This is a genomic window from Elioraea sp. Yellowstone, from assembly GCF_006704265.1.
Classification (GTDB): domain Bacteria; phylum Pseudomonadota; class Alphaproteobacteria; order Acetobacterales; family Acetobacteraceae; genus Elioraea.
In genome coordinates this window covers 1-26,469 of record NZ_VIKA01000017.1, presented here as the reverse complement: position 1 = coordinate 26,469, position 26,469 = coordinate 1, and the positions used below count along the sequence as shown (strand labels likewise).

The 26,469-nt window shown below is 72.6% G+C and carries 26 protein-coding genes, 1 tRNA gene and 1 pseudogene; 15 read left to right on the top strand and 13 right to left on the bottom strand.

Going from position 1 to position 26,469, the window contains the following annotated elements; all coding sequences use genetic code 11:
- Positions 1 to 50 precede the first annotated feature (50 nt).
- Positions 51 to 893: a DUF547 domain-containing protein gene (locus FK498_RS04640; RefSeq protein ID WP_141852020.1), complete on the top strand. Its 843-nt coding sequence runs from the start codon at positions 51 to 53 to the stop codon at positions 891 to 893.
- A gap of 756 nt (positions 894 to 1,649) precedes the next feature.
- Here the strand turns inward: FK498_RS04640 and chrA are convergent.
- The gene (gene chrA / locus FK498_RS04635) at positions 1,650 to 3,017 is read right to left on the bottom strand and encodes a chromate efflux transporter (protein WP_141852017.1); all 1,368 of its coding nucleotides are present in this window, start codon (positions 3,015 to 3,017) and stop codon (positions 1,650 to 1,652) included.
- Between the two features lie 444 nt (positions 3,018 to 3,461).
- On the opposite strand from chrA, the gene FK498_RS04630 reads away from it, so the two are divergent.
- On the top strand, positions 3,462 to 4,094 hold the full coding sequence (locus FK498_RS04630; protein ID WP_161988310.1) for a YjbF family lipoprotein: 633 nt from the start codon (positions 3,462 to 3,464) through the stop codon (positions 4,092 to 4,094).
- Here FK498_RS04630 and FK498_RS04625 read toward each other — a convergent pair.
- From FK498_RS04625 to FK498_RS04610, 4 genes and pseudogenes are all read right to left on the bottom strand, one after another.
- Positions 4,057 to 5,142: a glycosyltransferase family 4 protein gene (locus FK498_RS04625; protein ID WP_161988309.1), complete on the bottom strand. Its 1,086-nt coding sequence runs from the start codon at positions 5,140 to 5,142 to the stop codon at positions 4,057 to 4,059. The two genes, FK498_RS04630 and FK498_RS04625, sit on opposite strands and share 38 nt — an antisense overlap.
- Before the next feature lie 356 nt (positions 5,143 to 5,498).
- Positions 5,499 to 6,104: pseudogene (locus FK498_RS20185) on the bottom strand (integrase core domain-containing protein); the annotation flags it as partial.
- 60 nt (positions 6,105 to 6,164) lie between these two features.
- Entirely contained in the window at positions 6,165 to 6,731 is a 567-nt protein-coding gene (locus FK498_RS04615) for a c-type cytochrome (protein ID WP_141852011.1), read from the bottom strand.
- On the bottom strand, positions 6,731 to 7,939 hold the full coding sequence (locus FK498_RS04610) for a sorbosone dehydrogenase family protein (RefSeq protein WP_141852009.1): 1,209 nt from the start codon (positions 7,937 to 7,939) through the stop codon (positions 6,731 to 6,733). The genes FK498_RS04615 and FK498_RS04610 overlap by 1 nt, the downstream gene beginning before the upstream one ends.
- Positions 7,940 to 8,105: 166 nt before the next feature.
- Between FK498_RS04610 and FK498_RS04605 the strand changes: the two genes are divergently transcribed.
- The 3 genes from FK498_RS04605 (at position 8,106) to FK498_RS04595 (ending at position 10,231) form a co-directional block, all read left to right on the top strand.
- On the top strand, positions 8,106 to 9,770 hold the full coding sequence (locus tag FK498_RS04605) for a diguanylate cyclase domain-containing protein (protein WP_141852007.1): 1,665 nt from the start codon (positions 8,106 to 8,108) through the stop codon (positions 9,768 to 9,770).
- A gap of 109 nt (positions 9,771 to 9,879) precedes the next feature.
- Positions 9,880 to 10,074: a hypothetical protein gene (locus FK498_RS04600; protein WP_141852005.1), complete on the top strand. Its 195-nt coding sequence runs from the start codon at positions 9,880 to 9,882 to the stop codon at positions 10,072 to 10,074.
- An 82-nt stretch (positions 10,075 to 10,156) separates the two neighbouring features.
- A tRNA-Gln gene (locus tag FK498_RS04595) sits at positions 10,157 to 10,231 on the top strand.
- Between the two features lie 66 nt (positions 10,232 to 10,297).
- Here FK498_RS04595 and FK498_RS04590 read toward each other — a convergent pair.
- Together FK498_RS04590 and FK498_RS04585 are read right to left on the bottom strand one after the other, a co-directional pair.
- Positions 10,298 to 11,437, bottom strand: coding sequence for a serine hydrolase (locus tag FK498_RS04590; RefSeq protein WP_237560829.1), 1,140 nt, complete (start codon positions 11,435 to 11,437; stop codon positions 10,298 to 10,300).
- A 6-nt stretch (positions 11,438 to 11,443) separates the two neighbouring features.
- Positions 11,444 to 12,388, bottom strand: a complete 945-nt coding sequence (locus FK498_RS04585; RefSeq protein WP_141852003.1) for a cation diffusion facilitator family transporter — start codon at positions 12,386 to 12,388, stop codon at positions 11,444 to 11,446.
- A 121-nt stretch (positions 12,389 to 12,509) separates the two neighbouring features.
- On the opposite strand from FK498_RS04585, the gene FK498_RS04580 reads away from it, so the two are divergent.
- The 4 genes from FK498_RS04580 to FK498_RS04565 are packed head-to-tail and all read left to right on the top strand — an operon-like array spanning position 12,510 to position 16,205.
- The gene (locus tag FK498_RS04580) at positions 12,510 to 13,427 is read left to right on the top strand and encodes an ABC transporter permease (protein ID WP_141852001.1); all 918 of its coding nucleotides are present in this window, start codon (positions 12,510 to 12,512) and stop codon (positions 13,425 to 13,427) included.
- Entirely contained in the window at positions 13,424 to 14,257 is an 834-nt protein-coding gene (locus FK498_RS04575; protein ID WP_141851999.1) for an ABC transporter permease, read from the top strand. Before FK498_RS04580 ends, FK498_RS04575 begins: the two co-directional genes overlap by 4 nt.
- Complete coding sequence (locus FK498_RS04570) at positions 14,254 to 15,249, top strand: ABC transporter ATP-binding protein (RefSeq protein WP_141851997.1); 996 nt, start codon at positions 14,254 to 14,256, stop codon at positions 15,247 to 15,249. The genes FK498_RS04575 and FK498_RS04570 overlap by 4 nt, the downstream gene beginning before the upstream one ends.
- Positions 15,246 to 16,205, top strand: coding sequence for an ABC transporter ATP-binding protein (locus FK498_RS04565; RefSeq protein WP_141851995.1), 960 nt, complete (start codon positions 15,246 to 15,248; stop codon positions 16,203 to 16,205). The genes FK498_RS04570 and FK498_RS04565 overlap by 4 nt, the downstream gene beginning before the upstream one ends.
- 356 nt (positions 16,206 to 16,561) lie before the next feature.
- Here FK498_RS04565 and FK498_RS04560 read toward each other — a convergent pair whose 3' ends face one another.
- Complete coding sequence (locus FK498_RS04560) at positions 16,562 to 18,079, bottom strand: aldehyde dehydrogenase family protein (protein WP_141851993.1); 1,518 nt, start codon at positions 18,077 to 18,079, stop codon at positions 16,562 to 16,564.
- 80 nt (positions 18,080 to 18,159) lie between these two features.
- On the bottom strand, positions 18,160 to 19,128 hold the full coding sequence (locus FK498_RS04555; protein WP_141851991.1) for a tripartite tricarboxylate transporter substrate-binding protein: 969 nt from the start codon (positions 19,126 to 19,128) through the stop codon (positions 18,160 to 18,162).
- A 129-nt stretch (positions 19,129 to 19,257) separates the two neighbouring features.
- On the opposite strand from FK498_RS04555, the gene FK498_RS04550 reads away from it, so the two are divergent.
- The 4 genes from FK498_RS04550 to FK498_RS04535 are packed head-to-tail and all read left to right on the top strand — an operon-like array spanning position 19,258 to position 22,839.
- Positions 19,258 to 20,493, top strand: coding sequence for a CaiB/BaiF CoA-transferase family protein (locus FK498_RS04550; protein ID WP_141851989.1), 1,236 nt, complete (start codon positions 19,258 to 19,260; stop codon positions 20,491 to 20,493).
- Positions 20,490 to 21,338, top strand: coding sequence for an alpha/beta fold hydrolase (locus FK498_RS04545; protein WP_141851987.1), 849 nt, complete (start codon positions 20,490 to 20,492; stop codon positions 21,336 to 21,338). The genes FK498_RS04550 and FK498_RS04545 overlap by 4 nt, the downstream gene beginning before the upstream one ends.
- A complete protein-coding gene (locus tag FK498_RS04540) occupies positions 21,335 to 21,856 on the top strand; it encodes a DinB family protein (protein ID WP_141851985.1) in 522 nt (173 codons plus the stop codon). Before FK498_RS04545 ends, FK498_RS04540 begins: the two co-directional genes overlap by 4 nt.
- A 5-nt stretch (positions 21,857 to 21,861) precedes the next feature.
- On the top strand, positions 21,862 to 22,839 hold the full coding sequence (locus tag FK498_RS04535; protein WP_141851983.1) for a YheT family hydrolase: 978 nt from the start codon (positions 21,862 to 21,864) through the stop codon (positions 22,837 to 22,839).
- A gap of 3 nt (positions 22,840 to 22,842) precedes the next feature.
- Here FK498_RS04535 and FK498_RS04530 read toward each other — a convergent pair whose 3' ends face one another.
- Together FK498_RS04530 and FK498_RS04525 are read right to left on the bottom strand one after the other, a co-directional pair.
- A complete protein-coding gene (locus FK498_RS04530; protein ID WP_141851981.1) occupies positions 22,843 to 23,043 on the bottom strand; it encodes a YdcH family protein in 201 nt (66 codons plus the stop codon).
- A 197-nt stretch (positions 23,044 to 23,240) separates the two neighbouring features.
- A complete protein-coding gene (locus FK498_RS04525; protein ID WP_141851979.1) occupies positions 23,241 to 24,125 on the bottom strand; it encodes an aminoglycoside phosphotransferase family protein in 885 nt (294 codons plus the stop codon).
- Positions 24,126 to 24,136: 11 nt separating this feature from the next.
- Here FK498_RS04525 and FK498_RS04520 point away from each other — a divergent pair, with 11 nt between their 5' ends.
- Positions 24,137 to 24,568: a thioesterase family protein gene (locus tag FK498_RS04520; RefSeq protein ID WP_141851977.1), complete on the top strand. Its 432-nt coding sequence runs from the start codon at positions 24,137 to 24,139 to the stop codon at positions 24,566 to 24,568.
- Here the strand turns inward: FK498_RS04520 and FK498_RS04515 are convergent.
- Positions 24,565 to 25,107, bottom strand: a complete 543-nt coding sequence (locus FK498_RS04515) for a hypothetical protein (protein WP_141851974.1) — start codon at positions 25,105 to 25,107, stop codon at positions 24,565 to 24,567. The genes FK498_RS04520 and FK498_RS04515 overlap by 4 nt on opposite strands.
- Positions 25,108 to 25,186: 79 nt before the next feature.
- Between FK498_RS04515 and FK498_RS04510 the strand changes: the two genes are divergently transcribed.
- On the top strand, positions 25,187 to 26,053 hold the full coding sequence (locus FK498_RS04510; protein WP_141851972.1) for a dienelactone hydrolase family protein: 867 nt from the start codon (positions 25,187 to 25,189) through the stop codon (positions 26,051 to 26,053).
- A gap of 3 nt (positions 26,054 to 26,056) precedes the next feature.
- On the opposite strand, the gene FK498_RS04505 is transcribed toward FK498_RS04510, so the two are convergent.
- Positions 26,057 to 26,469 (bottom strand): response regulator (locus tag FK498_RS04505; RefSeq protein WP_141851970.1); only part of this gene is annotated, 413 nt, incomplete at its 5' end.

Below are 26,469 nucleotides of genomic sequence, written 5' to 3'. Positions count from 1 at the left end.
TGGCGCCACGCTCGCGAAGCCAGGGAGCCGCGGTCGCCCGGGAAGCTGCCATGTCGACGCCGTCTCGCCGCGCCGCCATCATCGGCGCTGCCGCCCTCCTCGCCAGTCCTGCTGCCGCACTCCGTGCCGAGGGCTGGACGCGTTGGCGGCGTCACACCGCAGGTTCGCGCGCGAGCGTCGATCACGGCGCCTGGGATGCCTTCCTCGCGCATCACCTCCACCGCGGCGCGGACGGCGTGAACCGCCTGCCGTATGGCGCGGCGAAGGAGGCCGGCGCGGCCGCGCTCGCGGACTACGTCCGGATGCTCGAGCACACCGACGTCGATGCGCTCGACCGGCCCGAGCAGTTCTGCTTCTGGGGCAACCTCTACAACGCGCGCACCGTGCTGCTGATGATCGAGCGCTGGCCGGTGTCGTCGATCCGCGAGATCGCGATCAGCCCGGGACTGTTCAGTGTCGGCCCCTGGGGCCGGAAGCTGATGCGCGTGAACGGCGAGGCGCTCAGCCTGGACGATGTCGAGCATCGCATCCTGCGCCCGCTCTGGCGCGATCCGCGCGTGCACTACGTGGTGAACTGCGCCTCGATCGGCTGCCCGAACCTGAAGCCGACCGCATGGCGCACGGCGACGCTGGAAGCGGACCTCGACGCCGCCGCGCGCGACTTCGTCAACCATCCGCGCGGGGTGGCCGTGCAGCCCGACGGTCGGACCGTCGTGAGTTCGATCTACCGTTGGTTCCGCGAGGATTTCGGCGACGGCGACGCCGGTGTGCTCGCGCATCTCGCGTACTACGCGGAGCCTCGTCTGGCCGCCGCATTGCGTTCACGCAACCGCATCGACGATCACCGCTACGACTGGTCGGCAAACGTTTGGACGCGCGGCCCCCCGGCCTGACAAGGCGACACCACTCTGTTTTGATTCCGATCCTATCCATGCGTGGCGAAGTGCAGCGGCACCGACGATCGCCTGCGCGGTGAGGCCGAGGCGGAGATCGCCAAACCTGGAAGTCGGGCCGCACAGGCGCGACGTGAGGGCCATGGGTTGCGCGCTGGAACACCGCGGACGCCTTCCTCGCCGCTTCGCCCAGGAGTCAGGCCGTCTTCGCCATACCGGTCATGCATCCTTCTTCAGTGGTGCGGATAGGGAGGCGGCCCGTGCCGCTGCACCCCGAAAACCCGTCACCTCTGGCCTGCTGGCTTGGCCGACATCGATGCTTCCACGCCGGCGTGGACCTGCAAGTGGATGCGCGCGAGGGAAGATCACGAGTTCCGGTTTCAGCCGGTCGACCGGGAGAGGCTTGAGGACGCGGTCCCTGAACGGGAGAGCCCGCAGGATCATGCTTGGCGGGCCCGGATCGGGCTGATGACCTTCGACGGGGCGGGCACGAGGCCCATCTGCGCGGCGAGACGTGCCCGCGTGCCGGCCTCGTCGGCGGCGCCCAAGGCGACCGTAGCCGGCGAGCCCGGCGACCATCTCGGCAACCATGCGGCGCGGCGAGGATTCGTCCTCCATGCGGCATCCCAGCCCCTTCACTCGGCCGCGCGACCGGGGGCGTTCGCCGGCATGGCGCGCGGGGCTGGCGGGGCGGCCGCGCGCGAAACGAGAGGAAGATCCCCGGCCGACAAGGGGTGATCGTCTGTCGGCCGGGCATCAGACGATCAGCTTGAGCGCCACGCCGAGCGCCGCACACAACGCGAGGGTGCGGAACAGGCCGAGATCGATCGCGAACAGCCCGGCGAAACCTGCCGCCGCGACGATCACCGCACGCGGATCGATGCTGGAAAGAACCGGCGCGGGGAGCGACACCGGCCCCGCCCGCCATTGACCAACGGTGCCGAACAGCACCGGGAGCGCCACCACCAGGGCGAGATTCGCCACCACCCCGACCACGGCGGCGGTGATCGCGGCGAGCGCGGAGGCGAGCTCGCGCCGTGCCGCGATCCGCTCCACCGACGGGCCGCCGAGGAAGATCCAGGCGAAGGAGGGCGCGAAGGTGACGAACACGCAGAGCGCGCCGCCGGCGACACCGGCCCAGAGCCCGCCCTCGCGGAACGCGGCCAAGTGCGCGACGAACTGCAGCACCAGGATGGTCGGCCCGGGCGTGGTCTCGGCGAGTGCCAGCCCGTCCACCATCTCGCCCGGCGTGATCCAGCCGTAGAGATGGACGGCATCCTGCGCGACCCAGGCGAGCACGGCGTAGGCGCCGCCGAAGGTCACCACCGCCATCTTGGCGAAGAACAGGGCGATGTCGCCGAACACGCCGCCGGTCAGCGCGAAGGCGATGACGGTGGCGAGCCAGAGCGCGAGGGCGGCGATCCCGGCGCGCCGCGCGGTCGTCGCCCGCCCGCGGTGCAGCCCGGCCGATGCCGGATCGTCGAGCAGCCGATCGATCGCCCCGACCGCCGGCCCCGCGCCCTCCCTGCCGTGCGCCGCGCCGGTGAACCATGCGCGCCCCGCGAACCCGGCGGCGAGCCCGATCGCGCCCGCGCCCAGCACCACCAGCGGGAACGGCAGCCGGAACGCGAACAGCGCGAGGAATGCCGCGCCCGCGAGCGCCACCGCGACAGGCCCGTGCAGCGCGCGGCGCGCGATCTTCCACAGCGCCTCGGCGATGATCGCGAGCACGGCGCCCTTCAGACCGAAGAACAGCGCCTCGACCAGCGCCACCTGGCCGTAGAGGCCGTAGATCGCGGCGAGCACCGCCATCAGCGCCGCTCCCGGCAGCACGAACAGCGCGCCGGCGGCGATCCCGCCCGCCACCCCGTGGAGCAACCAGCCGAGATAGGTCGCGAGCTGCTGCGCCTCGGGCCCGGGCAGCAGCGTGCAGAAGTTCAGCGCGTTCAGGTAGCGCCGCTCGCCGACCCAGCGCCGCTCCTCCACCACCATGCGGTGCATCATCGCGATCTGCCCCGCCGCCCCGCCGAACGACAGCAGCCCGACCACCAGCCAGAGCCGCGCGGCCTCGACGAAGGACGGAACCGTCGGCGCCGGCGCACGCATCATGCCTTCGGCGGCCATCCGTGCGTCTCCTCCTGCAGGTCGCGGCACCACAGATAGAGCGTGTCATGGAACGCGAAACCGTGGCGCAGCATGGCATGATCGTCGTGCGCGGACAGCGCGGAGAGCCCGAGCGCTGTGATACCCTCCGCACAAAGGCTCGACCTTTGTGCGGAGGGTATCGCGCGCGGGGCTGGTGGGGCGGCCGCGCGCGAACATGACCCCGTACCAGCCCGCCGAAGGTCAAGCCTTCGGCGGGCTGGTATGAAGCCCTCGCGGCGGCAGATCGGCGTCGAGGCGGCATCCCAGCCGTTCGGCATGACGAAGCCGGGGCCGGCATGGAGGGCGAGGAAGTGGTCGCGGGCGGTGCTCGTGGTTGCATCATGCCGTGCCCCCGCGGCCCTGGCCTCACCACGGCCTGAAGCCTGCACGGCAGGCGCGCGACTTCATGGTAGCCTCGCGCGTATGGCGTTCCGGCGACTCGCCCTCCTGCTCCCGCTGCTCGCGGCCGGCTGCGGCTCGGGTGACGCGGGGCTGTGGGGCGCGATCGCCGAGACCGTGGCGCCCGACGACACCCCGCCCGTGACGCGCGAACGCGCCGAGGCGGTGCCCTACGCTTCGGCGCTGGTGCGGCTCGGCAGCCGCCGCCCGGCCTTCCTGGTGCTGCACTCGGTGCAGAACGAGCGGCTGATCTGGCTCTCGGCCGACCGGGTGGCGATCGTCACCGAGGGCGGGCGGGTGGTCGGCACGGCCGGGCTCGGCGAGGCGCTCACCGACACGCGGTTCCGCGACGGCGCGCCGCCCAAGCCGCTCGGCCTCGGCCAGCACCTGCGCCTCGTCGACGTCGCGCCGAATGTCTGGGGCCTGCCGGTATCGTGCACCGGCCGTGCGCTCGGCGCCGAGACCATCACCGTGCTCGACATCGAGCACGCGACCGAGCGCGTCGCCGAGAGCTGCTCGGGCCGCGACGGCACGCGCTTCACCGATCGCTTCTGGGTCGGCGTCGAGGACGGGCAGATCTGGCGCGCCGAGCAGTGGATCGGCGCGGACCGGCCGACGCTCACCTTCGAGCTGGTGCGCCCCCCGACCACGCCGTGATGCCGGCGCGCCGCGCGCGGCAGGCGACCCAGGCCGCGTAGAGGCAGAACAGCCCCGCCGCCGCGACCGCGACGCCGAGCTTCGCCGGCGGCGAGAGCGCGAGGAAGCGGAACCCAGCCACACCGGCGAGCGCCGTCATCGCCCAGTAGAGCGCGCTGACCCCGAGCGGTGCCACGCCCGACCGCGCCAGCACCTGGTAGAGATGGCCGCGATGCGCCTCGGCGAGCCGCTCGCCGTTCAGCAGGCGGCGCGCGAGCGTGAACGCGACGTCGAGGATCGGCGCGGCGAGCAGCAGCGGGACGATGAACATCGAGACGCGCGCGGTGTCGAACTGCGCCGCGGCGATGCCGAGCACCGCGAACAGGTAGCCGATGAACTGGCTGCCCACGTCGCCCAGGAAGATGCGCGCGCGCGGGATGTTGAACGGCAGGAAGCCGGCGCAGCCGGCGGCGAGCGCGAGGGAGGCGACATAGACGAAGGCGCCGCCGTTGGCGATCGCGATCGCGGCGAGGAAGAGCGCGGCGATCACGGCGATGCCGGCGCACATCCCGTCCAGCCCGTCGATGAAGTTCATCGCATTGGTGAGGAACACGATCCACGCCAGCGTCGCGAGCCAGCCGATCGGCCCGAGCGGAACGGTCCCGACGAAGGGCAGCGAGACGCTGTCCAGCACCAGCCCGAACGGCATCGGCACCAGCGCGGCGAAGACCTGCGCGGCGAGCTTCCAGCGGAACGAGAAGTCGAGCACGTCGTCGGCGAGCGAGACCGCGGCGATGGTCGCCGCTCCCACCAGCACGGCGACGAAGTAGGTGTCCTCGATGCGTGCGATGGTCGCGACGTTGTACTGCACGACCAGCCCGGCGAGCGTCGCGACCACGACGCCGAGGCCGCCGCCCTTCGGCGTCGGGCGCACATGTGAGGAGCGCGCGTTCGGCATGTCCATGATGCCGAGCCGCAGCACCAGCCACACGACCATGGCGGAGAGCGCGGCCAGCGCGAGCGCGAAGCCGAGATGCGTGGGCAGCGCGGCGAGCGTGATGGTCTGCATCGGGGCGCGGACCCTGCCGCCAGTGCATGGCAAAGGCAAGCTGGACGACGCATGGCCAGCCTGCCGGTCGGAGCGGGGAGATCCCCTGCCGGGTCGCTCGCTTCCCCAGCCGGTCGGGAAGCTCGGCGATGCCATGCGCCCAGGCCTGCCCCCGTCCTCGGTCATTGTGAACGTCCCGGGGTTCGCGTCGCAGGATCCCCATGAGATTGGAGACGGACTCCAAGGGGGCAGGCCGTGGTCGTCATTCCACCGCGCCGGGCACGGCGCGCAGATCGCGACGGCTGTGCAAGCCGTTCTGCCATCTCGGCCGCGACGCTGCCCGCGGCGCCCGGCTGCGCACGATCACGGCGGCTGCCTCATGGCCGAGGAGATCCAGCACCCGGATCGGGGCCCGGAGCATGGCACCGGGCTACGCCTTCGTCGGCCAGCCCAGACCGACGGCGCTGCCGAGAGGTTCTCCCGGATGCCGAACGAGCCGATCCTCGACCGCCGCATCTTCGAGAGCCTCGACGACATCCGCCACGCCGCGCACGCCGATCGCCGACCACGGCTGTGGGACCGAAGGTGTCCAGAGGACACAGCAATCCCTTCCGCACGGCGTCGGCTGAGCGTGGGATCTGACGTGCTCCCCGCTTTCCTGCCGCGGACAACTCGGATCCGCCTCCGTCTGCCCTGGTCGGGGGGATCGGGCCGAGGGCGCGGAGCCCTCGCGCAGCGCCCTCGCCCCGATCCTTCGCGCGGGCGCTCAGCCGACGCGCCTCGGCCAGCGAGCTGAACGCCCGCTCGTTCAGGCATCCGTCGCGCAGGCGGCCGGTGAGGCTCTCCATGGGCGTATTCTGCTGCGGCCTGCCCGGCGCGATGCGGTGCCATGCGACGCCGCGCTCCCCCGCCCAGCGCAGCACCGCCACCGAGGTCACTTCCGTGCCGTTGTCGCTGACGATCACCGCAGGCAGGCGCCGCCCGGCGGGAGCGACGTTCTCCGGAGGGAAGCTGGGGGGACCATCGTGGTCGCCCCGTGCCCCCTACCGCAGCGTCGCCAGATAGTGCGCGAGGTCGCCCAGGTCGCGCGGCGAGAGCCCGTGCAGCACGCCCTGCATGGTCGTGTCGGTGCCCTGGCGCGTGCCGGCCTGGTAGTCGAGCATCGCGTGCAGCAGGTAGTCCTCGCGCTGGCCGGCGAGCCGCGGCACCTGGTTCTGTCCGGAGTAGTCGGGACGATGGCACACGCCGCAGCGATGCGCGGCGGACAGCGCGCGGCCGCGCGCGACCCGTTCCGGATCCCGCACGGGCGAGGACGGAGGCGGCGGCAGCGCGGCATACCAGCGCGCCAGCGCCTCGATATCGGCGTCCGCGATGCCCTCCATCACCACCTCCATGGGCTCGACCTTCCTGATCCGCTCGCGGAACAGGATCATCTGCAGCGCGAGGAAGGTCTCGGGCTGGCCGGCGAGCGAGGGCACGTTCTCGAGCGCCGACACGCCGCCCTCGCCATGGCAGGCGACGCAGAGATCGGCGCGTTCCGGCGCGGCCTCGGCGCGGGCGCAGAAAAGGGCCGCGGCCAGCGCCGCGGCCCCGAGGGGGAAGCGCCGCATCAGCCGCCGTAGCTGATGCGGTAGATCACGCCGTTCTGCTCGTCGCTGACCAGCAGCGAACCGTCGCGCAGTTGCAGCACGTCCACCGGCCGGCCGTGGAACTTCTGCGCGTTCTCGTCGAGCAGCCCGGTCAGGAACGGCTCGACCGCGGTCACGCGGCCCTGGCCGTCGATCTTCGCCACGACCACGTCGTAGCCGCTCATCCGCTCGCGATTCCACGAGCCGCGCCGGGCGATGAAGGCCTGGTTGCGGTAGGCCTCGGGGAACATCGTGCCGGTGTAGAAGCGCATGCCGAGCGGCGCGGTGTGCGGCCCGAGCGAGGCGGCGGGCTGCTCGAACTCGCTGCACTGGCGGCGGCCGAGCGAGGGCTCGGGATCGGCCCAGCTCCCCACGCACCACGGGAAGCCGTGATCCTTGCCGGAGCGGCGGATGCGGTGCAGCGTGTCGTGCGGCTCGTCGTTGCCGGCCCAGTCGCGACCGTTGTTGGTGGCCCAGAGCTCGCGGGTCGTGGGATGCCAGTCGAAGCCGACCGAGTTGCGGATGCCGCGCGCCTCGATGCGCCGGTCCGAGCCGTCCGCGCGGAAGCTGACGATCAGCGCGTAGCGGTCGCGGTCGAAGGTGCAGATGTTGCACGGCACGCCGATGTTCGTATAGATGCGCCCGTCCGGCCCGAAGGCTGTGAACTTCCAGCCGTGGTGCTGGTCCGGCGGCAGGTTGAAGGCTGCCGTCAGGTCGGCGGGCGCGCCCGGATTGTCGAGCCTGCCCTCGATCCCATCCCAGCGCAGCACCTGGTTGATCGCCATCACGGTGAGCGCGCCGTCCCTGAAGGCGATGCCGTTCGGCTGGGTCAGGCCCTGCGCCAGGATGCGGTGGGTGCGGCTTCCGCCCTGGTCGGTGACGGCATAGACCCGCCCGATCACGCGCGTGCCGACGAACACCGTGCCGCGGTCGCCGAGCGCCATCATGCGCGCGCCGGGCATGCCGTGCGCCCAGAGCTCGACCTTGAAGCCCGCCGGCACGCGCAGCCGGTCCAGCGGCACCTCGTTCGGCGGGGTGACGGTCATCTTCGGCGCATGGGGCGCGAGCGGGCTGTTCGCCATGTGGTCCGGCCGGCCCTGCGCCCAGGCCGGCGCCTGTGCGGGCGCCTGGGCAAGGGATGGCGAGGCGAGCAGGACAAGCCCTGCCGCCGCGAGCCGCAGTGGTGTCATGGTCGTTCCCTCCGAAGGCGGCGTTGAGTCGCCGCGTGTGCCTTGCGCAACCGTCGGGCAGGCGGCAGGCGGCGTCAAGCGGAGCGCGTCCGATAGGCGGTTCGTTAACCGCCGCCGGCGAGACTCCGGTGCGGCGACTCGACGATTCGGGCCGCACTGGAGAGCGATGGCGCAGACCTTCTTCCGCAGCGGCCTCGGCCGGCTGGTGCTGGCCCTGATGCTGGTCGCGGTCGCGCCGGCGCTGCTGCTGCTCGCGCATCTCGGCGGCGAATCGCGGCGCGATGCCGAACAGCGCGCGGCGCTGCACCAGCAGCAGGAGGCTGCCGCCGCGGTCAGGCTGTTCGAGGAGATGCTGGCCTCGGTCGGTCGCACCCTCGAGGTGGGCGTGACCGATGCCGCCGAGTGGGCGGACGGGGCGGTCTGCGCGCCGCGCGCGGCGAAGCTCGCGGCCGCGCATCCCTTCATCCTGCGTCTGGTGGTGGTGGCCGAGGACGGGCGCGTCCTCTGCACCAGCGAGGGCGTGCCGACCGCCGCGGTGAACCTGGGCGACCGGCCCGTGGTGCGCCGCGCCCTCAGGTCCGGCGGGCCTGTGATCGGCTCCCCCGTGGTCTCGCGGCTGTCGGGCGAGGTGGTGCTGCCGATCGCCGTCGCGATCCCCCGGCCTCCCGGCACCGGCCGGGCCGACCGGCCGGCGGTGCTCTCGGCCTCGCTCGATCTGCCCTGGCTCGCACGGATCGTGCGCACCATGGACGGCGACGAGGACCTCGATCCGTTCGCCCTGATCGTCGGCGGGAATGGCCGCGTGCTGGCGGCCGCGCCGGCCATCCCGGACCTGCCACCGGCGGATCGGCCGTCCGATCACCCCTTGGTCACGACCGTGCTCTCGGCGCCGGTGGGGTGGGCGCGGGTCGCCGACTTCGCCGGCAGGGACCGGCTGGTCGGCTTCGCCCACACCCACTCCACCGGGCTTGCGATCGCGGTGGCGGCCGACCGCGAGGCCGTGGTCCGGCCGATCGAGCGCGAGTTCCTGATCGTTCTCGGCCTCATGGCGGCTGCCGCCGCGGCGGGGCTCGGGCTGGCGCTGGCGGTGGCGCGGGTGCGCATCGGCCGGCCGCTGCTGGCGCTGGTCGGGGCGGCCGAGGCGGTGCGCGACGGCGCGCCGCTGCCGCCGCTCGCCGATCTGCCGACGGTCGGCGAGATCGCGACACTCCGCCGTGCCTTCGCCCAGATGGCGGACGAGATCGCGCGGCGCGAGAAGCGGCTGGCCGAGGCGAACCGCGAGCTGGCGGCGATGAACGAGGAACTGTCGCGGCTGGCCGAACGCGACGCGCTGACCGGACTCGCCAACCGGCGTGCCTTCGATGCCGCGCTCGCCGCCGCCTGGAACCGTGCCCGGCGCGAGGGATTGCCGGTCGCGCTGCTGATCCTCGACATCGACCACTTCAAGCAGTTCAACGACCGCTACGGACATCTCGAAGGCGATGCCTGCCTGACGCGGGTCGCCGCCGCGCTCGCCGGGCTGAAGCTGCGCCCCTACGACCTCGTCGCCCGGCTCGGCGGCGAGGAGTTCGCCGTGCTGCTGCCGGACATCGACCTCGCCGGCGCGGTCGCGGTCGGCGAACGCATCCGCGCGGCCCTGCATGACCTCATGCTTCTGCATGAGGGCTCGCCGTACGGCATCGTCACGGCCAGTATCGGCGCCGCCTCCCTCGTCCCGATCGGACCTGCGGATCCGCGCGTGTTGCTCGCCGCCGCCGATCGCGCGCTCTACGCCGCCAAGCGCGGCGGACGCGACCAGGTGAGCGCCGCCGGCTACGCCGCGGCGGCGTGAGCGGCGTCACGTCTCGGCTGGAACCAGCCTGCATATCTTGGCGTTCATGGTTTGGTTACGCATCGCGTCGATGCTGGTCGTCGACGGATGTTGCCGAGAGGACACCGCCATGCCCACGCCGATGAAGGCCGAGACGCCTGCGGGCCCGAGCCCGCTGATGCTCTCCGACAAGCTGCTGCGCCTCGCGCGCTCCGCCTCCGACAAGGGGCGGCGCGAGGCCGCGCTGCTGCTGCTGGCCGCCGCCCACCTGGTGCTCGAGCGGCCGGCGCGGCGCGTGCGCCGTCCCGCGCTCGGCCGCGCCTGACGCGGCCTCGAGCGGCGTCCCGAGCCGCCCCGCCGGGCGGGCTTGAGGCGTCGTGCCGATCCGGCCTATCACCGCTGGCGGCTGGGGCGTCGCCAAGCGGTAAGGCAGCGGACTTTGAATCCGCCATTCCCAGGTTCGAATCCTGGCGCCCCAACCAGCCGCCGCTCTCCGCCGGTGCATCCCCGGCTCGGCCCGGTCTGCGCGTCCGTCGCGCCGCTGCCGTTCAGTCCCGCATCGCCGCGACCACCCGTTCGGCATAGCCGGCGAAGGCGGCCGGATCGAGCCAGCGCGTCACCGAGACGAGATCGCGCTCCGGATCGATCCAGGTGACGTGCCCGCCAGCGCCGGAGGCGAACAGGCTGCGCCGCGAGGCCGCCGGCGCGCGCGCCCCGTCGGTGTTCAGCCACCAGAGCAGGCCGTAGTCGGGCTTCAGCGGGCACGGATCGGCGATCGCGTCGATCCAGGACTCCGGCACGATCTGCCGCCCCTCCCACCGCCCGCGGCGTGCGACCAGCAGCCCGATGCGCGCCTGGTCCTCGGCGCCGATGAACACGCCCCCGCCCCAGTGGCCGCCGCCCGGGACCGACGGCATCTCGACGCCGTCGATCGTCACGCGTGCGGTGTCGTAGGCGTGCCAGGCCCAGTCGCGGCTCGCCCCGATCGGGTCCATGATGCGGTCGCGGAACACCTCCGCGAGCGGCCGGCGGAACAGGTGCAGGAGTGCCAGCGAAAGCGCGTTCACCCGTACGTCATTGTACTCCCAGAACGTGCCGGGCGCGCGCAGCGGCCGCGCCTCGCCCTTCCTCGCCTTGCCCTCGCGGTTGAGGTCGCGGTTGCGGTCGATCACGTCCGACTTGCCCCAGAGCGTGCCCTCCCACTCCGAGGTGAGGGTCAGGAGCTGCCGCCAGGTGACCGCGCCGTTGCGCGCCCCTTCGAACTGCGGCGAGCGCACCCGCGCCGCGACAGGCTCGTCGAGATCGGCGATCAGCCCGTCGCCCAGTGCCAGCCCGGCGAGCAGCGAGAGGTAGGACTTCGCCACGCTGAAGGTCATGTCGGTGCGGCGCACATCGCCCCAGGACGCCGCCACCCGGCCGCGGCGCAGGATCATCCCGGCCGGCCCGCCGCGCGGCGCGACGGGGCCGAGGATCGCATTGTCGGGCGGCGGCTCGAAATGGCCGCCCTCGAGATGGGCGCGCAGATCGCGCGGCCAGGGCGTCTCGTGCGCCTGGGCGAAGCGCACGGCCTCGGCGAGCGCGGCGGCATCGAGGCCGAGCACGGCGGGGTCGGCGGGCGCGAGCGGTGTGGCGGGAGGGAGATCGTCGGGCATGGCGGCGAGGTAGCAGACGTGCCGCCGCCTCGCCACGCCGCATCAGACGACGGCGGGGGACGCCAGCGGACAGGCCGGCCCGTCGCCGAGCTCGATCTGGATCGAGGCGTGGCCGATGCCGAACTCCCGCGCCAGTCCCGCCGCCGTGCGCGCGAGGAACGCATCGCCCGGATGGCCGCCCGGCATCACGAGATGCACCGTCAGCGCGATCCGGCGCGTGCTGAGCGCCCAGACATGCAGATCGTGGACCTCGGCCACCCCCTCGCGCGCGGCAAGCCAGGCCGCCACCGCTTCGCGATCGACCGCCGCGGGCACGCCGTCGAGGGCGAGGTGGAGCGACTCGCGCAGGAGGCCGAAGGCGGACCACGCGATCATCGCGCTGACCGCGAGCGCGGCGAGCGGGTCGGCGCGCCACCAGCCGGTCGCCAGCATGACCGCGGCCGCCGCCACCACGCCGAGCGAGACCGCGGCGTCCGCCAGCATGTGCAGATAGGCGCCCTTGGCGTTCAGGTCGTGCGCATGATGGCCGTGGAACAGACGCGCGGTGCCGAGATTGACCGCGACACCGACACAGGCGACGAGCAGCACCGCCAGCCCCGGCACCGGCGGCGGTGCGGCGAGGCGGCCGACCGCCTCCCACGCCACCGCGCCGACGCCGATCAGGATGGCGATCGCGTTGGCGAGTGCCGCCAGGATCGTGCCGCGGCCGAGGCCGTAGGAGTAGCGCGGCGTCGGCGCGCGGCGTGCGGCGGCCGCCGCCGCCCAGGCCACCAGCAGCCCGGCGACGTCGGTCAGGTTGTGGGCGGCATCGGCGAGCAGCGCGAGCGAGCCGAGCCAGAGCCCGGCCCCGGCCTCGAGCGCCGTGTAGCCGAGATTGAGCGCGACGCCCCAGCGGAACGCGGTGCCGAGCGAGACCGCGGATGTCGTTGCGCTGCCGTCGCTGGCAGGATGATCCGGCGTGTGGCCGTGCGCGTGGTCGTGCGACATGCTGCACCCAAGGCGTCCGAGGAGATCGTGCTGGTATCCCGCGCCATGGCGGTCTCGGCAACCGCACCGGAGGGCGCCGGCGGCTTGCCCGGCCGCCCGCCCGACCTTAGGTTGCGCCGCGATGCTGCTGTTCCTCGCCCGCCGGACCGCGCTCGCCGTCCTGGTCGCGCTGACCGTGCTGACCTTCGCCTTCGTGCTGACGCGGCTCGCCGGCGACCTCGCGATCGTCATCGCGGGACCCGAGGCGCGCGCCGAGGATGTCGAGGCGATCCGCCGCGCCTACGGGCTCGACCGGCCGGTGGTGATCCAGTTCCTGGACTGGGCCTGGCGCGCCGCGATGGGCGATTTCGGCCAGAGCTTCTTCTATCGCGAGCGCGTCTCCACCCTGATCTGGGAGCGGCTGCCGATCACGCTGACGCTCGGCCTGGTCGGGCTCGCGATCGCGCTCGTGGTCGCGCTGCCGCTCGGCATCCTCGCGGCCCTGCGCGAGAACACCTGGATCGATCGCGCGGTCGGGTTGGTGGCGATGGTCGGCCAGGCGATGCCCTCGTTCTGGCTCGGCCTGATCCTGATGCTGGTGCTCGGCCTGCAGCTCGGCTGGCTGCCGATCTCCGGCACCGGCTCGTGGCAGCACTACGTGATGCCGGGGATCGTGCTCTCCTTCTCGGCGATCCCGGCGCTGATGCGGCTGACGCGGGCGGGGATGATCGACGCGATGTCCTCGGACTACATCCGCACCGCGCGCGCCAAGGGGCTGTCGCGCGGCTCGATCGTGCTGAAGCATGCGCTGCGCAACGCGGCGATGCCGGTGGTGTCGATCACGGCGGTGCAGCTCGGCTTCATGCTCGGCGGCTCGATCGTGATCGAGACCGTGTTCGCGCTGCACGGCATCGGCTTCCTCGCCTGGGAGAGCATCAGCAAGAACGACTTCCCGACCGTGCAGGCGGTCGTGCTGCTGTTCGCGATCATCTACATCGTGCTCACCCTGCTCGCCGACGTGCTGAACGCGGTGCTCGATCCCAGGCTGCGTGCCTCATGAGGGTGATGCGCAATGCCGGGCTCGCCACCGGCGCGGTGATCGTGGGCGCGGTGCTGTTCTGCGCGGTGTTCGCGGAACTGCTGATGCCGCACGACCCCTTCGCGCAGGACCTGACGCGCCGGCTCCTGCCGCCGTTCTGGATGGAGGGCGCCGACCCGAACCACCTGCTCGGCACCGACCAGCTTGGGCGCGACTACCTCTCGCGGCTGATCCTGGGGGCGCGGATCTCGTTCCTGATCGGCATCTTCGCCGTGATCGTCTCCGGGCTGATCGGCATCACGATCGGCGTGATCGGCGGCTTCTTCGGCGGGCGGATCGACGACGTGGTGATGTTCGTGATCACCACGCGGCTGGCGATCCCGCTGATCCTGGTGGCGCTCGCCGTGGTGTCGCTGGTGGGCTCCTCGCTCACCGTGGTCGTGCTGACGCTCGGCCTCCTGCTGTGGGACCGCTTCGCGGTGGTGGCGCGCACGACGACCATGCAGGTGCGCACGCTCGACTACGTCTCGGCCGCCTGGGCGGCGGGCTGCTCGCGCGCCTGGATCCTCGGCCGCGAGGTGCTGCCCAACATCCTCTCGCCGCTCGCGGTGGTGGCCACGCTGGAGATGGCGCTCGCGATCCTGATCGAGGCGGCGCTCTCGTTCCTCGGCCTCGGCGTGCCGCCGCCCCTGCCTTCCTGGGGGCTGATGATCTCGGAGGGCAAGGAGTACATGTTCTTCGATCCCTGGGTGATCTTCATTCCCGGCACAGCGCTGTTCGTGCTCGTCATGGGCATCAACCTGCTGGGCGACGGGCTGCGCGACCTGGTCGGCGCCGCGGAGGTGCGATGAGCGCGGCACCGCGCGCGGCCCTGCTCGAGGTGCGCAACCTGCGCATCTCCTTCGGCGGGCTCGCCGCTGTGCGCGGCGCCGACCTCACCGTCTATCGCGGCGAGACGCACTGCCTGGTGGGCGAATCGGGCTGCGGCAAGAGCGTCACCGCGCTTGCCGTGATGGGACTGCTCGCGCGCAACGGCCGGCGCAAGGCGGATCGGCTCGCCTTCGACGGGCAGGATCTCCTGCGCCTGTCGGAGTCGCGACTCTCGAAGCTGCGCGGCGACCGGATGGCGATGATCTTCCAGGAGCCGATGACCAGCCTGAACCCGGCCTACACGGTGGGCTCGCAGATGGCCGAGGTGTACCGGCGCCACCGTGGCGGCACGCGCGCCGAGGCGCTCGACCGCGCCGAGGACCTGCTTGCCAAGTGCCGCGTCACCAGCCCGCGCCTGCGGCTCGGCCAGTATCCGCACCAGCTCTCGGGCGGCCTGCGCCAGCGCGTGATGATCGCGATGGCGCTGATGTGCGACCCGGAGCTGCTGGTCGCCGACGAGCCAACCACCGCGCTCGATGTCACCGTGCAGGCGCAGATCCTGCGCCTCCTCATGGACCTGCAGCGCGATCTCGGGCTCGCGCTGATGCTGATCACGCACGATCTCGGCGTGGTGGCGCGCATGGCGCACCGCGTCTCCGTGATGTACGCGGGCGAGGTCGTCGAGTCCGCGCCTGCCGCGGAACTGTTCGGCAATCCCACGCATCCTTACACGCGCGGCCTGCTCGCCTGCGTGCCGGTGCCGGGCAAGGTGCGGCGCGACCAGCCGCTCGGCTCCATCCCCGGCGTGGTGCCGCGCATCGGCCACGGCTTCGCGGGCTGCGCCTTCCGCGACCGCTGCGGCCAGGCGCGGGCCGAGTGCGCGCGCACCGTGCCCTGGCGGACCAGCGGCGAGCATGGTTACCGCTGCATCCTGCCGCCGGGCTGGGCCGGACCCGCGAGCCTCGCCGCGTGAGCACGCCCGCGATCGAACTGCGCGACCTCTCGCGCCACTTCCGCGTCAGGTCCGGGCTGTTCGGCGCGCCGAGGCACGTGGTCGCGGTGGACGGCGTGTCGTTCGCCGTGCCCGCGGGCGGCGTGCTCGGCGTGGTGGGCGAGTCCGGCTGCGGCAAGTCCACGCTCGCGCGCGTCATCCTCGGCCTGCTGCCGCCGACCTCCGGCGAGGTGCTGGTGGACGGCCAGCGCCTCGCGGCGATGGACCGGCGCGCGCGCGCGCGTCTGATCCAGCCGGTGTTCCAGGATCCGTTCTCCTCGCTCAACCCGCGCCGGCGCGTCCGCGACATCGTCGCCCTGCCGCTGGTGGCGCAGGGCGGCTTCGCGCAGAGCGAGATCCGCAGCCGCGTGGACGAGGTGTTGGGCCGGGTGGGGCTCGACCCCGCGATGGGCGAGCGGCTGCCCGCGCAGCTCTCGGGCGGGCAGCGTCAGCGGGTGGCGATCGCGCGCGCGCTGGTGCTGCGTCCGCGCATCGTCGTCTGCGACGAGCCGACGAGCGCGCTCGACGTCTCGGTGCAGGCGCAGATCCTCAACCTGCTCGCGGAACTGCGCCGCGATCTCGGCCTCACCTATCTCTTCATCAGCCACAATCTCGCGGTGGTCGAGCATGTCGCGACGGAGGTCGCGGTGATGTATCTCGGCCGGATCGTCGAGCGCCGCCCGACCGAGGCGCTGTTCGCCGCGCCCGAGCACCCCTACACCCGCGCGCTGCTCGCCTCGGTGCTCACGCCCGAGCCGGGGCTTGGAATCCCCGATGTGGGGCTCGGCGACGCCATGCCCGATCCGGCCAACATCCCGCCCGGCTGCCGCTTCCACCCGCGCTGCCCTGCGGCGATCGCGCGCTGCCGGTCGGAGGCGCCGCTGCCGCGCAGGGGCCGCGACATCGAGGTGGAGTGCCACCTCGCCGCGGTCGGATGAGATCTCCGGGCACGGGGTGATCCGCCCCCGTTCGGCTGCCGCGGCGATGACGATGGCCTGTCCGTTCGGCCAGGAGAAGAGCGGATCGTGGTGATTACAATACCGATACTACAGGTAGACGAGACGGGTCGGCCTTCCGATGAAACTCTGCGCCCAGGCAGCTCGTCTTCTCTGATACCCGGCCGACGAAGGTTCGACCTTTGCCGGCCGGGCATCAGGCCTTGGTTTTGCGCGCGGCCGCCCCTTGAGCCCCGCGCGCCATACCCTCCGCACAAAGGTCAAACCCTTGTGCTCCGGGTATGAGAGGATCCACATGGCCTTGGCTGCGCCAATTCTGCTCCGGCAGAATGAACGATTTACGCCATATTCACCATGATCGTCTTCTTGTGCATGAAGTGCTCCAGCATCGCCTCCAGCGAGGCTTCCTTGCCGAGGCCCGAGCTCTTGATCCCGCCGTAGCTCAGGTTCGCCTGCACCACCAGGTTCTGGTTGATCTGCACCAGCCCCGCCTCCAGCGCGTGCGCCATGCGCAGGCCCACCTTCAGGTTGTTGGTCCACACGCTCGCGGCCAGGCCGTACTCGCTGTCGTTCGCCTCCGCCAGCACCGCCTGCCAGTCGTTGAACGGGAACAGCACCGTGACCGGGCCGAAGATCTCCTCGCGCACCAGCCGGCTCGCGCGCGTCAGCCCCGTGAAGATGTGCGGCTGGATGAACAGGCCCTTCCTCAGGGCCGGGTCCTCCGGCAGGCGCGAGCAGGCGCGCGCCCTGGCCCCCGGCGTCGCCTTCCCCTCAGCGATGTAGCCCTGGACCTTCTCGAACTGGCCCTGGCTGATGATCGTGCCGATGTCGGTCTTCTCGTCCAGGGGATCGCCCATCACCATCGCGTCCACCTTGGCCGCGAGCTTCTCGGCGAAGGCGTCGAAGATCCGCTCGTGCACGTAGATGCGGGACGCCGCGGTGCAGCTCTGCCCCTGGCGGGTGAAGCGCATCGAGGTGATGGCACCCGTCACGGTGGTCTCGAGGTCGGCGTCGTCGAACACGATCATCGGCGACTTGCCGCCGAGCTCCAGCGTCACCGGGATGATCTTGCGCGCCGCCATCTCGCCGACGATCCGACCCACCTCGACCGAGCCGGTGAAGGTCACCTTGCGCACCTTCGGGTGCTGCACGAGCGGCGCGCCGCATTCGGGGCCGAAGCCGGAGAGGATGTTGAACAGCCCCGGCGGCAGCACGCGGTTCAGGATCTCGCAGATGCGCAGGACCGCGAGCGGCGCCTCCTCGGCCGACTTCACCACCACCGCATTGCCGGCCACCAGCGCGGGCGCCACCTTGAGCGCCATCAGCAGCATCGGCACGTTCCAGGGGATGATCGCGCCCACCACGCCGAGCGGCTCGCGCACGGTGACGGACAGCACGTCGGGGTGGAAGGGCACGGTCTCGCCCTTCAGCTCGCTCCCCAGGCCGCCGTAGAAGGCGAAGATGTCGGCGACCACGTTCGCCTCGACCCGGCTCTCGGTGCGCAGCGCCTTGCCGGTCTCGAGCGCGATCAGGCGGCCGAGCTCCTCGACATGCTCGGTCAGCACCCGCGCGCATTCGCCCACCAGCGCGCCGCGCTTGCGCGCCGGCACGCGCGCCCACTCCCTCTGCGCCTTGGCCGCGACCTCGACGGCGTTCGCCACATCCGCCGCGTCGCCGAGCGCGGCTTCCGCGACCTGCTCGCCGGTCGCGGGGTTGATGACCGGGAAGGTCTTGCCCGAGGCCGCGGGCACGAAGCGGCCGCCGATGAAGTGGTGGCCGGAGAGCGCGCGGGCGAGGGCGCGCTCGTCGAGCGTCGGCGCGGAGGGCGTGCGGCCTGGGATGGCGGTGTCGGGCATGGGGCGTCTCCTCGGTCCGGTGACCGGTTGTCGCCCCGAGGAATAGACCCGGTGGCGGGGCTTGGGAACCTCTGCCTGTCCTACCGCCGCTCGATCGTCACCCCCGTCTCGGCGACCACGCGCTTCCAGCGCGCGATCTCGGTGCTGATGTGGCGGGCGGCGCTCGCGGGCGTGGAATCCGTCACCGGCTCGGTGCCGATCGCGCGCAGCCGCCCGGCGAGCTCGGGCTCGGCCAGCGCGGCGTTGAACGCGGCATTCAGGCGGGCCAGCACGGGCGTGGGCGTGCCGGCGGGGGCGGCGGCGAGGATCCAGGTCTCGGCGTCGAAGCCGGGGATCAGATCGGCGAGAGGCGGAAGCGCGGCCGCCGGCCCTGAGGCGCGGGCCGAGGCGCGGGCGAGCGCCTTCAGCCGCCCATCCGCGATCGCGCCGGCGACGGTGGGCACGGACTCGATCATGTAGGTCACCTCGCCGGCGAGCAGCGCGGTCATGGCCGGGCCGCCACCGCGATAGGGCACGTGCTCGACCTGGAGCCCGAGCGCGGTGCGGAACCACTCGCCGGCGAGATGCGGCATCGAGCCCACCCCGGCCGAGGCGTAGTTGTGCCGCCCCGGCTCGGCGCGGAGCCTTGCGACCAGGGCGTTCATGTCGGCGAAGCCCGCCTCGGCGCGCACCACCAGCACGAATCCCGTCACGCCGAGCAGGGCGACGGCGGCGAAGTCGCGCTCCGCGTCATAGGGCAGGTCGGGGAACACGGCCGGATTCACGCCATGCGTGGACGCGACCGCGATCAGCAGCGTCGATCCGTCCGGCTCGGCTCGGCGCACCTGGTCGGCCGCCGTGGCGCCGCCGGCGCCCGGCCGGTTCTCGACCACCACCGGCCGGCCGAGATGATGCGCAAGACGGGGCGCGATCAGCCGCGCGCCGACATCGGTGCTGCCGCCCGGCGCGAACGGCACGACGAGGACCAGCGGCCGGCCGCCCGTCTGGGCGGCTGGGGCCAACGGCGCGGGGGCCAGTCCCGCGGCGAGCAGGGTGCGGCGTGCGACCATCTCCGGTGCCTCCCTCCGGTCTCCTGCGCCGATCAGAGCCGCGTCGGGCCGGCGAGTCAAAGCGGGCCGAGCGGCTTGCCGCTCCGGTCCTGCCGCCTATAAGGGGCGGGACCGCATGGGGATGACCGCATGACCGTTTCCGACCAGACGCCGTCCGGCCCGCTGAAGGGGCTGCGCGTGTTCGACCTCACCCGCGTGCTTGCCGGGCCGACCTGCACGCAGATGCTGGGCGATCTCGGCGCCGAGGTGATCAAGATCGAGCATCCCTCGCGCGGGGACGACACGCGCGGCTTCGCGCCCCCCTTCCTGCCGGGGCGCGACGGGGCCCCGACGAAGGAGAGCGCCTATTTCGCCGGCGTCAACCGCAACAAGTTCAGCGTCACGCTCGACATCGCCAAGCCCGAGGGCCAGGAGATCGCGCGCAGGCTGATCGCGCAGTGCGACATCCTGGTGGAGAACTTCAAGCCGGGGGGGCTGGCGAAGTACGGGCTCGACTACGCCTCGCTGAAGGACGCGTTCCCGGGCCTGATCTACTGCTCGATCACCGGCTTCGGCCAGACCGGCCCCTACGCGCCGCGACCCGGCTATGACAGCCTGATCCAGGCGATGGGCGGGGTGATGAGCCTGACCGGCGAGCCGGACGGCCTGCCGCAGAAGGTCGGGATTCCGGTCGCCGACCTGTTCGCCGGGCTCTACGGCACGATCGGCATCCTCGCCGCGCTACGCCACAGGGAGGCGACCGGCCAGGGCCAGCACATCGACATCGGCATGCTCGACACGCACGTCGCCTGGCTCGCCAACCAGGGCATGAACTACCTCGCCACCGGCGAGAACCCGCCGCGGCTCGGCAACCAGCACCCGAACATCGTGCCCTACCAGGTCTTCGCCACGGCCGACGGGGCGATCATGCTCTCGATCGGCAACGACGCCACCTTCGAGCGGTTCTGCAAGGCCTTCGGGCTCGAGCATCTGCTGGCCGACGAGCGTTTCGCAACGAATGCGAAGCGGGTGGAGAACCGCGCCCTGGTCACCGATACGCTGACGCCGGTGATGAAGTCGCGCACGACCAACGATTGGATCGCCAGGCTGGAGGAACTGAAGATCGGCTGCGGGCCGATCAACACGCTGAAGGACGTGTTCGCCGATCCGCACGTGCAGGCGCGCGGCATGGTGATCGAGATGCCGCACGAGGCCGCGGGCGGGCCGGTCAAGCTGATCGCCAATCCGGTGAAGCTCTCGGCCACCCCGCCCGACTACCGCATCGCGCCCCCTCTGCTCGGCGCGCACACCGAGGAGGTGCTCGGCCGCGCGCTCGGCCTGGACGCTGCGGCCATCGCCGAGCTGCGCGCGAAGGGCGTGGTGTGAGCCCGCGCCAGCGCCGCCTGCGCTGGCTCTCGCCCGCCGGATTCCACCTCCTGGCCTGGATGGAGTGGGGGCCGGAGGGCGGCGCTCCCGTCGTCTGCGTGCACGGGCTGACGCGCACCGGGCGCGACTTCGACGCGCTTGCCGCAGCACTCGCCACGCGCGGCCGGCGCGTACTCTGCCCCGACATGCCCGGTCGCGGCGAGAGCGACCCCCTGCCTGACCCGTCGCTCTACCGCAACGACGTCCATGCGGCGGCCTGTGCGCATCTGCTCGCGACGCTGGGCGAGCGGCCGGTGGACTGGGTCGGCACCTCGATGGGCGGGATCATCGGCATGATCCTCGCCGCGATGCCGGGAACGCCGATCCGCCGCTTCGTGATCAACGACGTGGGCCCGTTCATTCCGGCGGCGGCACTCGCGCGCATCGGCGAGTATCTCGGGCGGGCGTGGGTGTTCCCCGACTTCGCCGCGGCGGAGGCGCATGCGCGCAAGGCCTACGCCCCGTTCGGCGCGCTCACCGACGCCGAGTGGCGGCATCTGACCGAGACGTCGGTGCGGCCGCTGCCCGAGGGCGGGTTCCGCCCGCACTACGATCCCGCGATCGCGGCGGCGTTCCGCGACCCGCCGCAGGATGTCGAGCTCTGGCCGCTCTGGGACCGCATCGCCGTGCAAACGCTGGTGCTGCGCGGCGAGCACTCCGACCTCCTGCTGCCCGAGACGGCCGCGCGCATGGCCGAGAAGCCACACGTGCGCGTCGAGACGATCGCGGGCTGCGGCCACGCCCCGGCGCTGCTCGACCCTCTGCAGATCGATCTCGTCGTGCGGTTCCTCGAGGCACCGGAATGATCACGCCGGCCTGGTGCCGCCTGATGGCGGCCTACAACAGCGAGATGAACCGGCGGATCTACGCCGCTGCGGCCGAGATCCCGGACGAGGCGCGCAAGCGCCACGCCGGCGCCTTCTTCGGTTCCCTGCACGCCACCCTCAATCACCTGCTCTGGGCCGACCGGCTGTGGATGAGCCGGCTTGCCGGCTGGGAGCGTCCGCGCGGCGGGATCGCCGGCAGCACCGCGCTCTACGACGACTTCGACGCGCTGCGCTCCGCGCGCGTCGAGGCCGATGCCGGCATCGAGTCCTGGGCGGTGACGCTCACCGATGAGGCGCTCGCGGGCGACCTCACCTGGTTCAGCGGCGCGACGCAGCGCGAATGGCGCGCGAAACGCTGGATCGTGCTCGTGCACCTCTTCAATCACCAGACCCATCACCGCGGCCAGGCGCACTGCCTGATCACGCAGCACGGCGTCACACCCGCGGACACCGACCTGCCCTTCATCCTGGACCTCGCCGCGCTCGGGCTCACCTGAGGGGCATGACCGTCGACGACCCGGTGCCGTTTCGGCCGCGTCCGCCCTGGCTGACCGGCGACCTGCAGACCATCCGCAACATGCTCCGCCGCGACGCGCCCGATCCGGGCCCGTTCGTGCGGCTCTGGCTCGACCTGCCGGATGGCGATGCGCTCGCCGCCGCCTGGCACGCGGGCGACGGCTCCCGACCCAGCGTGGTCCTGATCCATGGGCTGACCGGCTGCGAGGACAGCCAGTACATGCGCCGCTCCGCCGCGTTCTGGCGGGCGCGGGGCCACGGCGTGGTGCGGCTCAACCTGCGCGGCTCGGCGCCGTCGCTTGCGCGCAGCACGCGCCCCTACCACGCCGCCGCCGGCGGCGACATCGTCGCCGCGCTGGCGGCGTTGCCGGAGGCGGTGCGCCGTCCCGGCCTGATCGTCATCGGCGTCTCGCTCGGCGGCACGCAGCTCCTCAACGCGCTCGGCCGCGACGAGGCACGCGCGCTGCCGATCATTGCCGCGGCGACGATCTGCGCCCCGGTGCTGCTCGCCCCCGTCGCACGGCGGATCATGGCGCCGCGCAACGCCCTCTATCACCGCTGGCTCCTGCGCCAGATGCAGCGCGAGGCGGAGGCGCTGGCGCCGCATCTGCCGGCACGGCTGCTGGCGGCCGCGCGGTCGGCCCGCACGGTGTACGCGTTCGACGACGGGTATGTCGCGCCGCTCGCGGGTTTCGCCGGCGCTGATGACTACTATGCCCACGCCAGCCTGCCCCGGCATCTCGACCGGATCGCCGTGCCGACGCTGTGCCTGACCGCGGCCGACGACCCCTGGGTGCCGGCCGACACCTACCGTGCGCTCGACTGGCGCGCGAACCCGCAGGTTGCGCCGCTGATCGCGCCGGGGGGCGGTCATGTCGGCTTCCACGACCGCATGCGCGACGGCACCTGGGCCGACCGTACGATCGCCGCCCGGCTGTCCGTCTACCTGCGGGTGTCGGGTTGAGGGCTAGGCTGCGCCGCGCGCGCCCATCCGGCTGATCAGCGCCATGCGGTCCCTCACCGTCAGCTTGGCCCGCTTCAGGCGACGGACCGCCGCGTCATCCGGCGCCGGCCGGGCCAGTTCCTCGCGCAGCGCGCGCTCGAACGCGGCATGCTGGGCGCGCAGATCCTCGATCATGCGCTCGAAGCTTCGCTGGGGGTCTGCCATTCTTCGCCTCCACCCGTGATCGCACCGGCGGGCAGGACGGCTGAGGAAACCGTGGGACCGGGTCGGTCCCCTCCGTCGCCCGGCATCCGCCGGCAGGAAGGTCCGACATCGCGCCGCTTCGCCGCGAGGCGGGAAGCGTCGCCAGAGGGGCCCGGACGGCGAGGAGGTGGCGGCGCGCGCCGCACCGTTCAAGACGCTCACGCGCGTGTCATCGGCGCGAGCGCCTCGGTCGCCGCACGCCAGTGACGGCCGTCGCCGGTACCGTCCTCGATGTCCCACACCGTCTTGAGCACGCCCACCACGAACCCCCACCCGGCGATGCGCCCGCGCTCCGTGCCGAGCCGCTCGGCCAGGAGCGCGACACGCCGCACCTGGATCGCGGCGAGGTCGCGCTGGAACGGCAGCCACGAGACGGGGGTGGTGAGCAGCGTGCCGGCGTCGAAGCCGGGCTCGCCGGTCGCGCCGAAGGGGTCGATCGCGCGCCAGCCGTCGCCGTCGCGCAGCACATTGAGATGATGCAGGTCGCCGTGCAGCAGCACCGGCGGGCGCGCGGCGGCGTTGAGGTCGCGGTAGAGGCCGAGCGCACGGTCGCGCAGGCGGGGATCGAGGCGGGGATCGCGGCACGCCTCGATCGCGCGGATCCAGCCATGCGCATCGGCGAAGAGCGCGCCCGGCGGTGCGGGCCGGTGCAGGCGGAGCATCAGCCCGGCCAGCGCCGCGGTCGCCGCGTCGTCGCGCCCTTCCTCGCAGAGTGCCGCGAGCGGCTCCCCGGAAACCAGCCGTTCCAGGAGCAGCGCGCCGCGCGCGGCATCGAAGCGCAGCAGCCGCGCCGAGCCGTCGCCCGCCCACGCGGCGAGCGCGGCGGCCTGCGCCTCAACCCCCTGGCCCGGCTTCTCGAGCTTCAGCACCGCCTGCGTGCCGTCGGCGAGCCGCACCGCGCGCACCAGGCCCTGGGTCGCGCCGGGCAGCACGGGGCCGAGCGCGAGCCCCCAGTCGCGCGCGACCTCGGCGGCGCGGGCGGCGAGCGCGGCGCGCCACTCTTGCGGTCCGGGCGCGCTGCGGCGAGGCTCCGCGCCGTTCATGGAGGCAAGCGATGACGAAGGCGATCGGCAGCCGCGCCGACTACCGCTGGTTCCTGACGATCCCGACGCGCTGGGCCGACAACGACGTGTTCCAGCATGTCAACAACGTCGTTTACTACTCCTGGTTCGATACGACAGTGGCGCGCTTCCTGATGGACGCGGTCGGCATCAACCCGCTCGCGAGCGCGATCGTCGGCTTCGTGGTGGAGACGCAGTGCCGCTACTTCGCCCCCACCGCCTTCCCCGACGTGATCACCGGCGGGCTGCGCGTCGCGCGCATCGGCAACACCTCGGTGCGCTACGAGCTCGGCATGTTCCGCAACGACGAGGATCGCGCCGCGGCCGAGGGGCATTTCGTGCATGCCTACGTGGTCAAGGCGACGGGCAAGCCCACGCCCCTGCCGGAGGCGATGCGCGCGGCGCTGGCCCGTTTCCAGCGCTAGACCCGGTTGGCTGCCTCGAACATCGCGCGCGTGCGCTCGGCGTCGTAAGCGCGCTCGCGCAGCGTCTCCGGGTCCCACTCGCTGCGGCCGGGGCGGAAGAAGTCGCCGCCATAGACGTGCAACGCCCCGGTCAGGCGCGGGATCGGGTTCGTCACGCTGTGGATGATGTCCTTGCCGAGCGGTGCGGCCTCGCCGGCCGAGAGTGCCTTGGCGCCCGCCGCCTCGATCCGCGAGGGCATCCCCGGCTCGTCGATGCGGCGCCAGAAGATGTTGTCCTCGCGGCCCGTGTAGAGCCCGATCACCGCCCACATGCCGTGATTGTGCGGCATCAGCGTCATGTGCGGACCCCAGACGAGATTGAGGATCGTCAGCTCGTCGGAGCGGTGGAGCGTGTTCAGCCCCGCGCGCGCGGGCTCGCCGAGCGCGCGCAGGACCGCGGCCGGCTCGGCTACCGCGCGCGCAACAAGCTCGCGTACCGCCGGCTGCCCCTCCTTCACGGCTGCGCGACACTCCTCGATGAACCGATCGAGGTCGAACATGGCGCGTCTCCATTTCGGCTAACGTGGTCTCGCGCAGTCTAGCCCCTCGGCCGGCGCGGCCCAAATCGCGGAGGACGCCGTGACCATCCCCCAGGCGATCATCGACCTCTACGACCGCTACACCCATGGCGGGATGGACCGCCGCACCTTCCTCGACCGGCTCTCCGCGCTGGCCGGCGGGGCCCCGGCGGCGGCCGCGCTGCTGCCCCTGCTGCGCGCCGATCCCACCCGGGCGGCGATCGTGCCGCCCGACGATCCGCGTCTTGCCACCGCGCGCGTCACCTGGTCCGGGCCGGACGGCGACCTCGCCGGCTATCTTGCCCGCCCGGCGCAAGGCGGGCGCTTCGCGGCCGTGATCGTCATCCACGAGAACCGCGGCCTCAATCCGCATATCGAGGATGTCACACGGCGGATGGCGCTCGAGGGGTTCCTTGCCCTCGCGCCCGACCTGCTGAGCCGCGACGGCGGCACGCCGGCGGACGAGGACCGGGCGCGCGCGATGATCGGACGGCTCGACCGCGAGCGCACGCTCGCGCGGCTGGCGAGCGCGATTCGGTTCCTGGCGGGCCATCCGGACGGCAACGGCCGCGTCGGCGCGATCGGCTTCTGCTGGGGCGGTGGCATGGTGAACGCGCTCGCCGCGGCGGCGCCGGATCTCGCCGCCGGCGTCGCCTATTACGGCCGGCAGCTCCCGGCCGAGCAGGTGCCGGCGATCCGCGCGCCGCTGCTGCTGCACTACGCCGAGCACGACGCCGGCATCAATGCGGGGATCGAGGCCTACACCGCGGCGCTGCGCGCGCACGGCAAGACCTTCGAGGCGCACACCTATCCGGGAACGCAGCACGCCTTCAACAACGACACCTCGGCGGCGCGCTACCATGCCGGGGCGGCGGCACTCGCCTGGCAGCGCACGGTCGTCTTCCTGCGCCGCCATCTCGCGGGATAGGGCTCAGCCTCGGCGCCGCGACAACGCCTCCCGCACCGCCTGGATGAGCGCCGCCGGATCGAACGGCTTCTCGATCACCACCGGCGGCGGATCGAAGGCGGGGCGGGCGCGGCTCCAGGAGAGCACGTCGCCGGTCAGCACGATCACGGCCGGCCGCGCCGCCGCCGGAAGCTCGGCGAGGCGCGCGAGCAGCCCCGCCCCGTCCATGCCCGGCATGCGCAGATCCGTCACCACCAGCTCGCAGGGCCGCTCCTCGAGCCGCAGCAGCGCCTCCATGCCGTCGCGCGCGATCGCCACCTCCAGCCCCTCGCGCGCGAGGATCTCGGCGAGCACGTCGGTGATGTCGTGCTCGTCGTCCACCACCAGCACGCGGCCGGCCAGGTGCGGCGCCGCGCCGGCCGGCGGCGCTGCGGCCG

Bases quoted from the DNA above. Each gene is read 5' to 3' on its own strand.
- FK498_RS04540 (WP_141851985.1), top strand. From the start codon at position 21,335: ATGATCACGCCGGCCTGGTGCCGCCTGATGGCGGCCTACAACAGCGAG.
- FK498_RS04625 (WP_161988309.1), bottom strand. From the start codon at position 5,142: ATGCAGACCATCACGCTCGCCGCGCTGCCCACGCATCTCGGCTTCGCG.
- FK498_RS04525 (WP_141851979.1), bottom strand. From the start codon at position 24,125: ATGAACGGCGCGGAGCCTCGCCGCAGCGCGCCCGGACCGCAAGAGTGG.
- FK498_RS04640 (WP_141852020.1), top strand. From the start codon at position 51: ATGTCGACGCCGTCTCGCCGCGCCGCCATCATCGGCGCTGCCGCCCTC.
- FK498_RS04615 (WP_141852011.1), bottom strand. From the start codon at position 6,731: ATGCGGCGCTTCCCCCTCGGGGCCGCGGCGCTGGCCGCGGCCCTTTTC.
- FK498_RS04610 (WP_141852009.1), bottom strand. From the start codon at position 7,939: ATGACACCACTGCGGCTCGCGGCGGCAGGGCTTGTCCTGCTCGCCTCG.
- FK498_RS04630 (WP_161988310.1), top strand. From the start codon at position 3,462: ATGGCGTTCCGGCGACTCGCCCTCCTGCTCCCGCTGCTCGCGGCCGGC.
- FK498_RS04580 (WP_141852001.1), top strand. From the start codon at position 12,510: ATGCTGCTGTTCCTCGCCCGCCGGACCGCGCTCGCCGTCCTGGTCGCG.
- FK498_RS04575 (WP_141851999.1), top strand. From the start codon at position 13,424: ATGAGGGTGATGCGCAATGCCGGGCTCGCCACCGGCGCGGTGATCGTG.
- FK498_RS04515 (WP_141851974.1), bottom strand. From the start codon at position 25,107: ATGTTCGACCTCGATCGGTTCATCGAGGAGTGTCGCGCAGCCGTGAAG.
- FK498_RS04560 (WP_141851993.1), bottom strand. From the start codon at position 18,079: ATGCCCGACACCGCCATCCCAGGCCGCACGCCCTCCGCGCCGACGCTC.
- FK498_RS04520 (WP_141851977.1), top strand. From the start codon at position 24,137: ATGACGAAGGCGATCGGCAGCCGCGCCGACTACCGCTGGTTCCTGACG.
- FK498_RS04605 (WP_141852007.1), top strand. From the start codon at position 8,106: ATGGCGCAGACCTTCTTCCGCAGCGGCCTCGGCCGGCTGGTGCTGGCC.
- FK498_RS04530 (WP_141851981.1), bottom strand. From the start codon at position 23,043: ATGGCAGACCCCCAGCGAAGCTTCGAGCGCATGATCGAGGATCTGCGC.
- FK498_RS04550 (WP_141851989.1), top strand. From the start codon at position 19,258: ATGACCGTTTCCGACCAGACGCCGTCCGGCCCGCTGAAGGGGCTGCGC.
- FK498_RS04600 (WP_141852005.1), top strand. From the start codon at position 9,880: ATGCCCACGCCGATGAAGGCCGAGACGCCTGCGGGCCCGAGCCCGCTG.
- FK498_RS04535 (WP_141851983.1), top strand. From the start codon at position 21,862: ATGACCGTCGACGACCCGGTGCCGTTTCGGCCGCGTCCGCCCTGGCTG.
- FK498_RS04570 (WP_141851997.1), top strand. From the start codon at position 14,254: ATGAGCGCGGCACCGCGCGCGGCCCTGCTCGAGGTGCGCAACCTGCGC.
- chrA (WP_141852017.1), bottom strand. From the start codon at position 3,017: ATGGCCGCCGAAGGCATGATGCGTGCGCCGGCGCCGACGGTTCCGTCC.
- FK498_RS04555 (WP_141851991.1), bottom strand. From the start codon at position 19,128: ATGGTCGCACGCCGCACCCTGCTCGCCGCGGGACTGGCCCCCGCGCCG.
- FK498_RS04585 (WP_141852003.1), bottom strand. From the start codon at position 12,388: ATGTCGCACGACCACGCGCACGGCCACACGCCGGATCATCCTGCCAGC.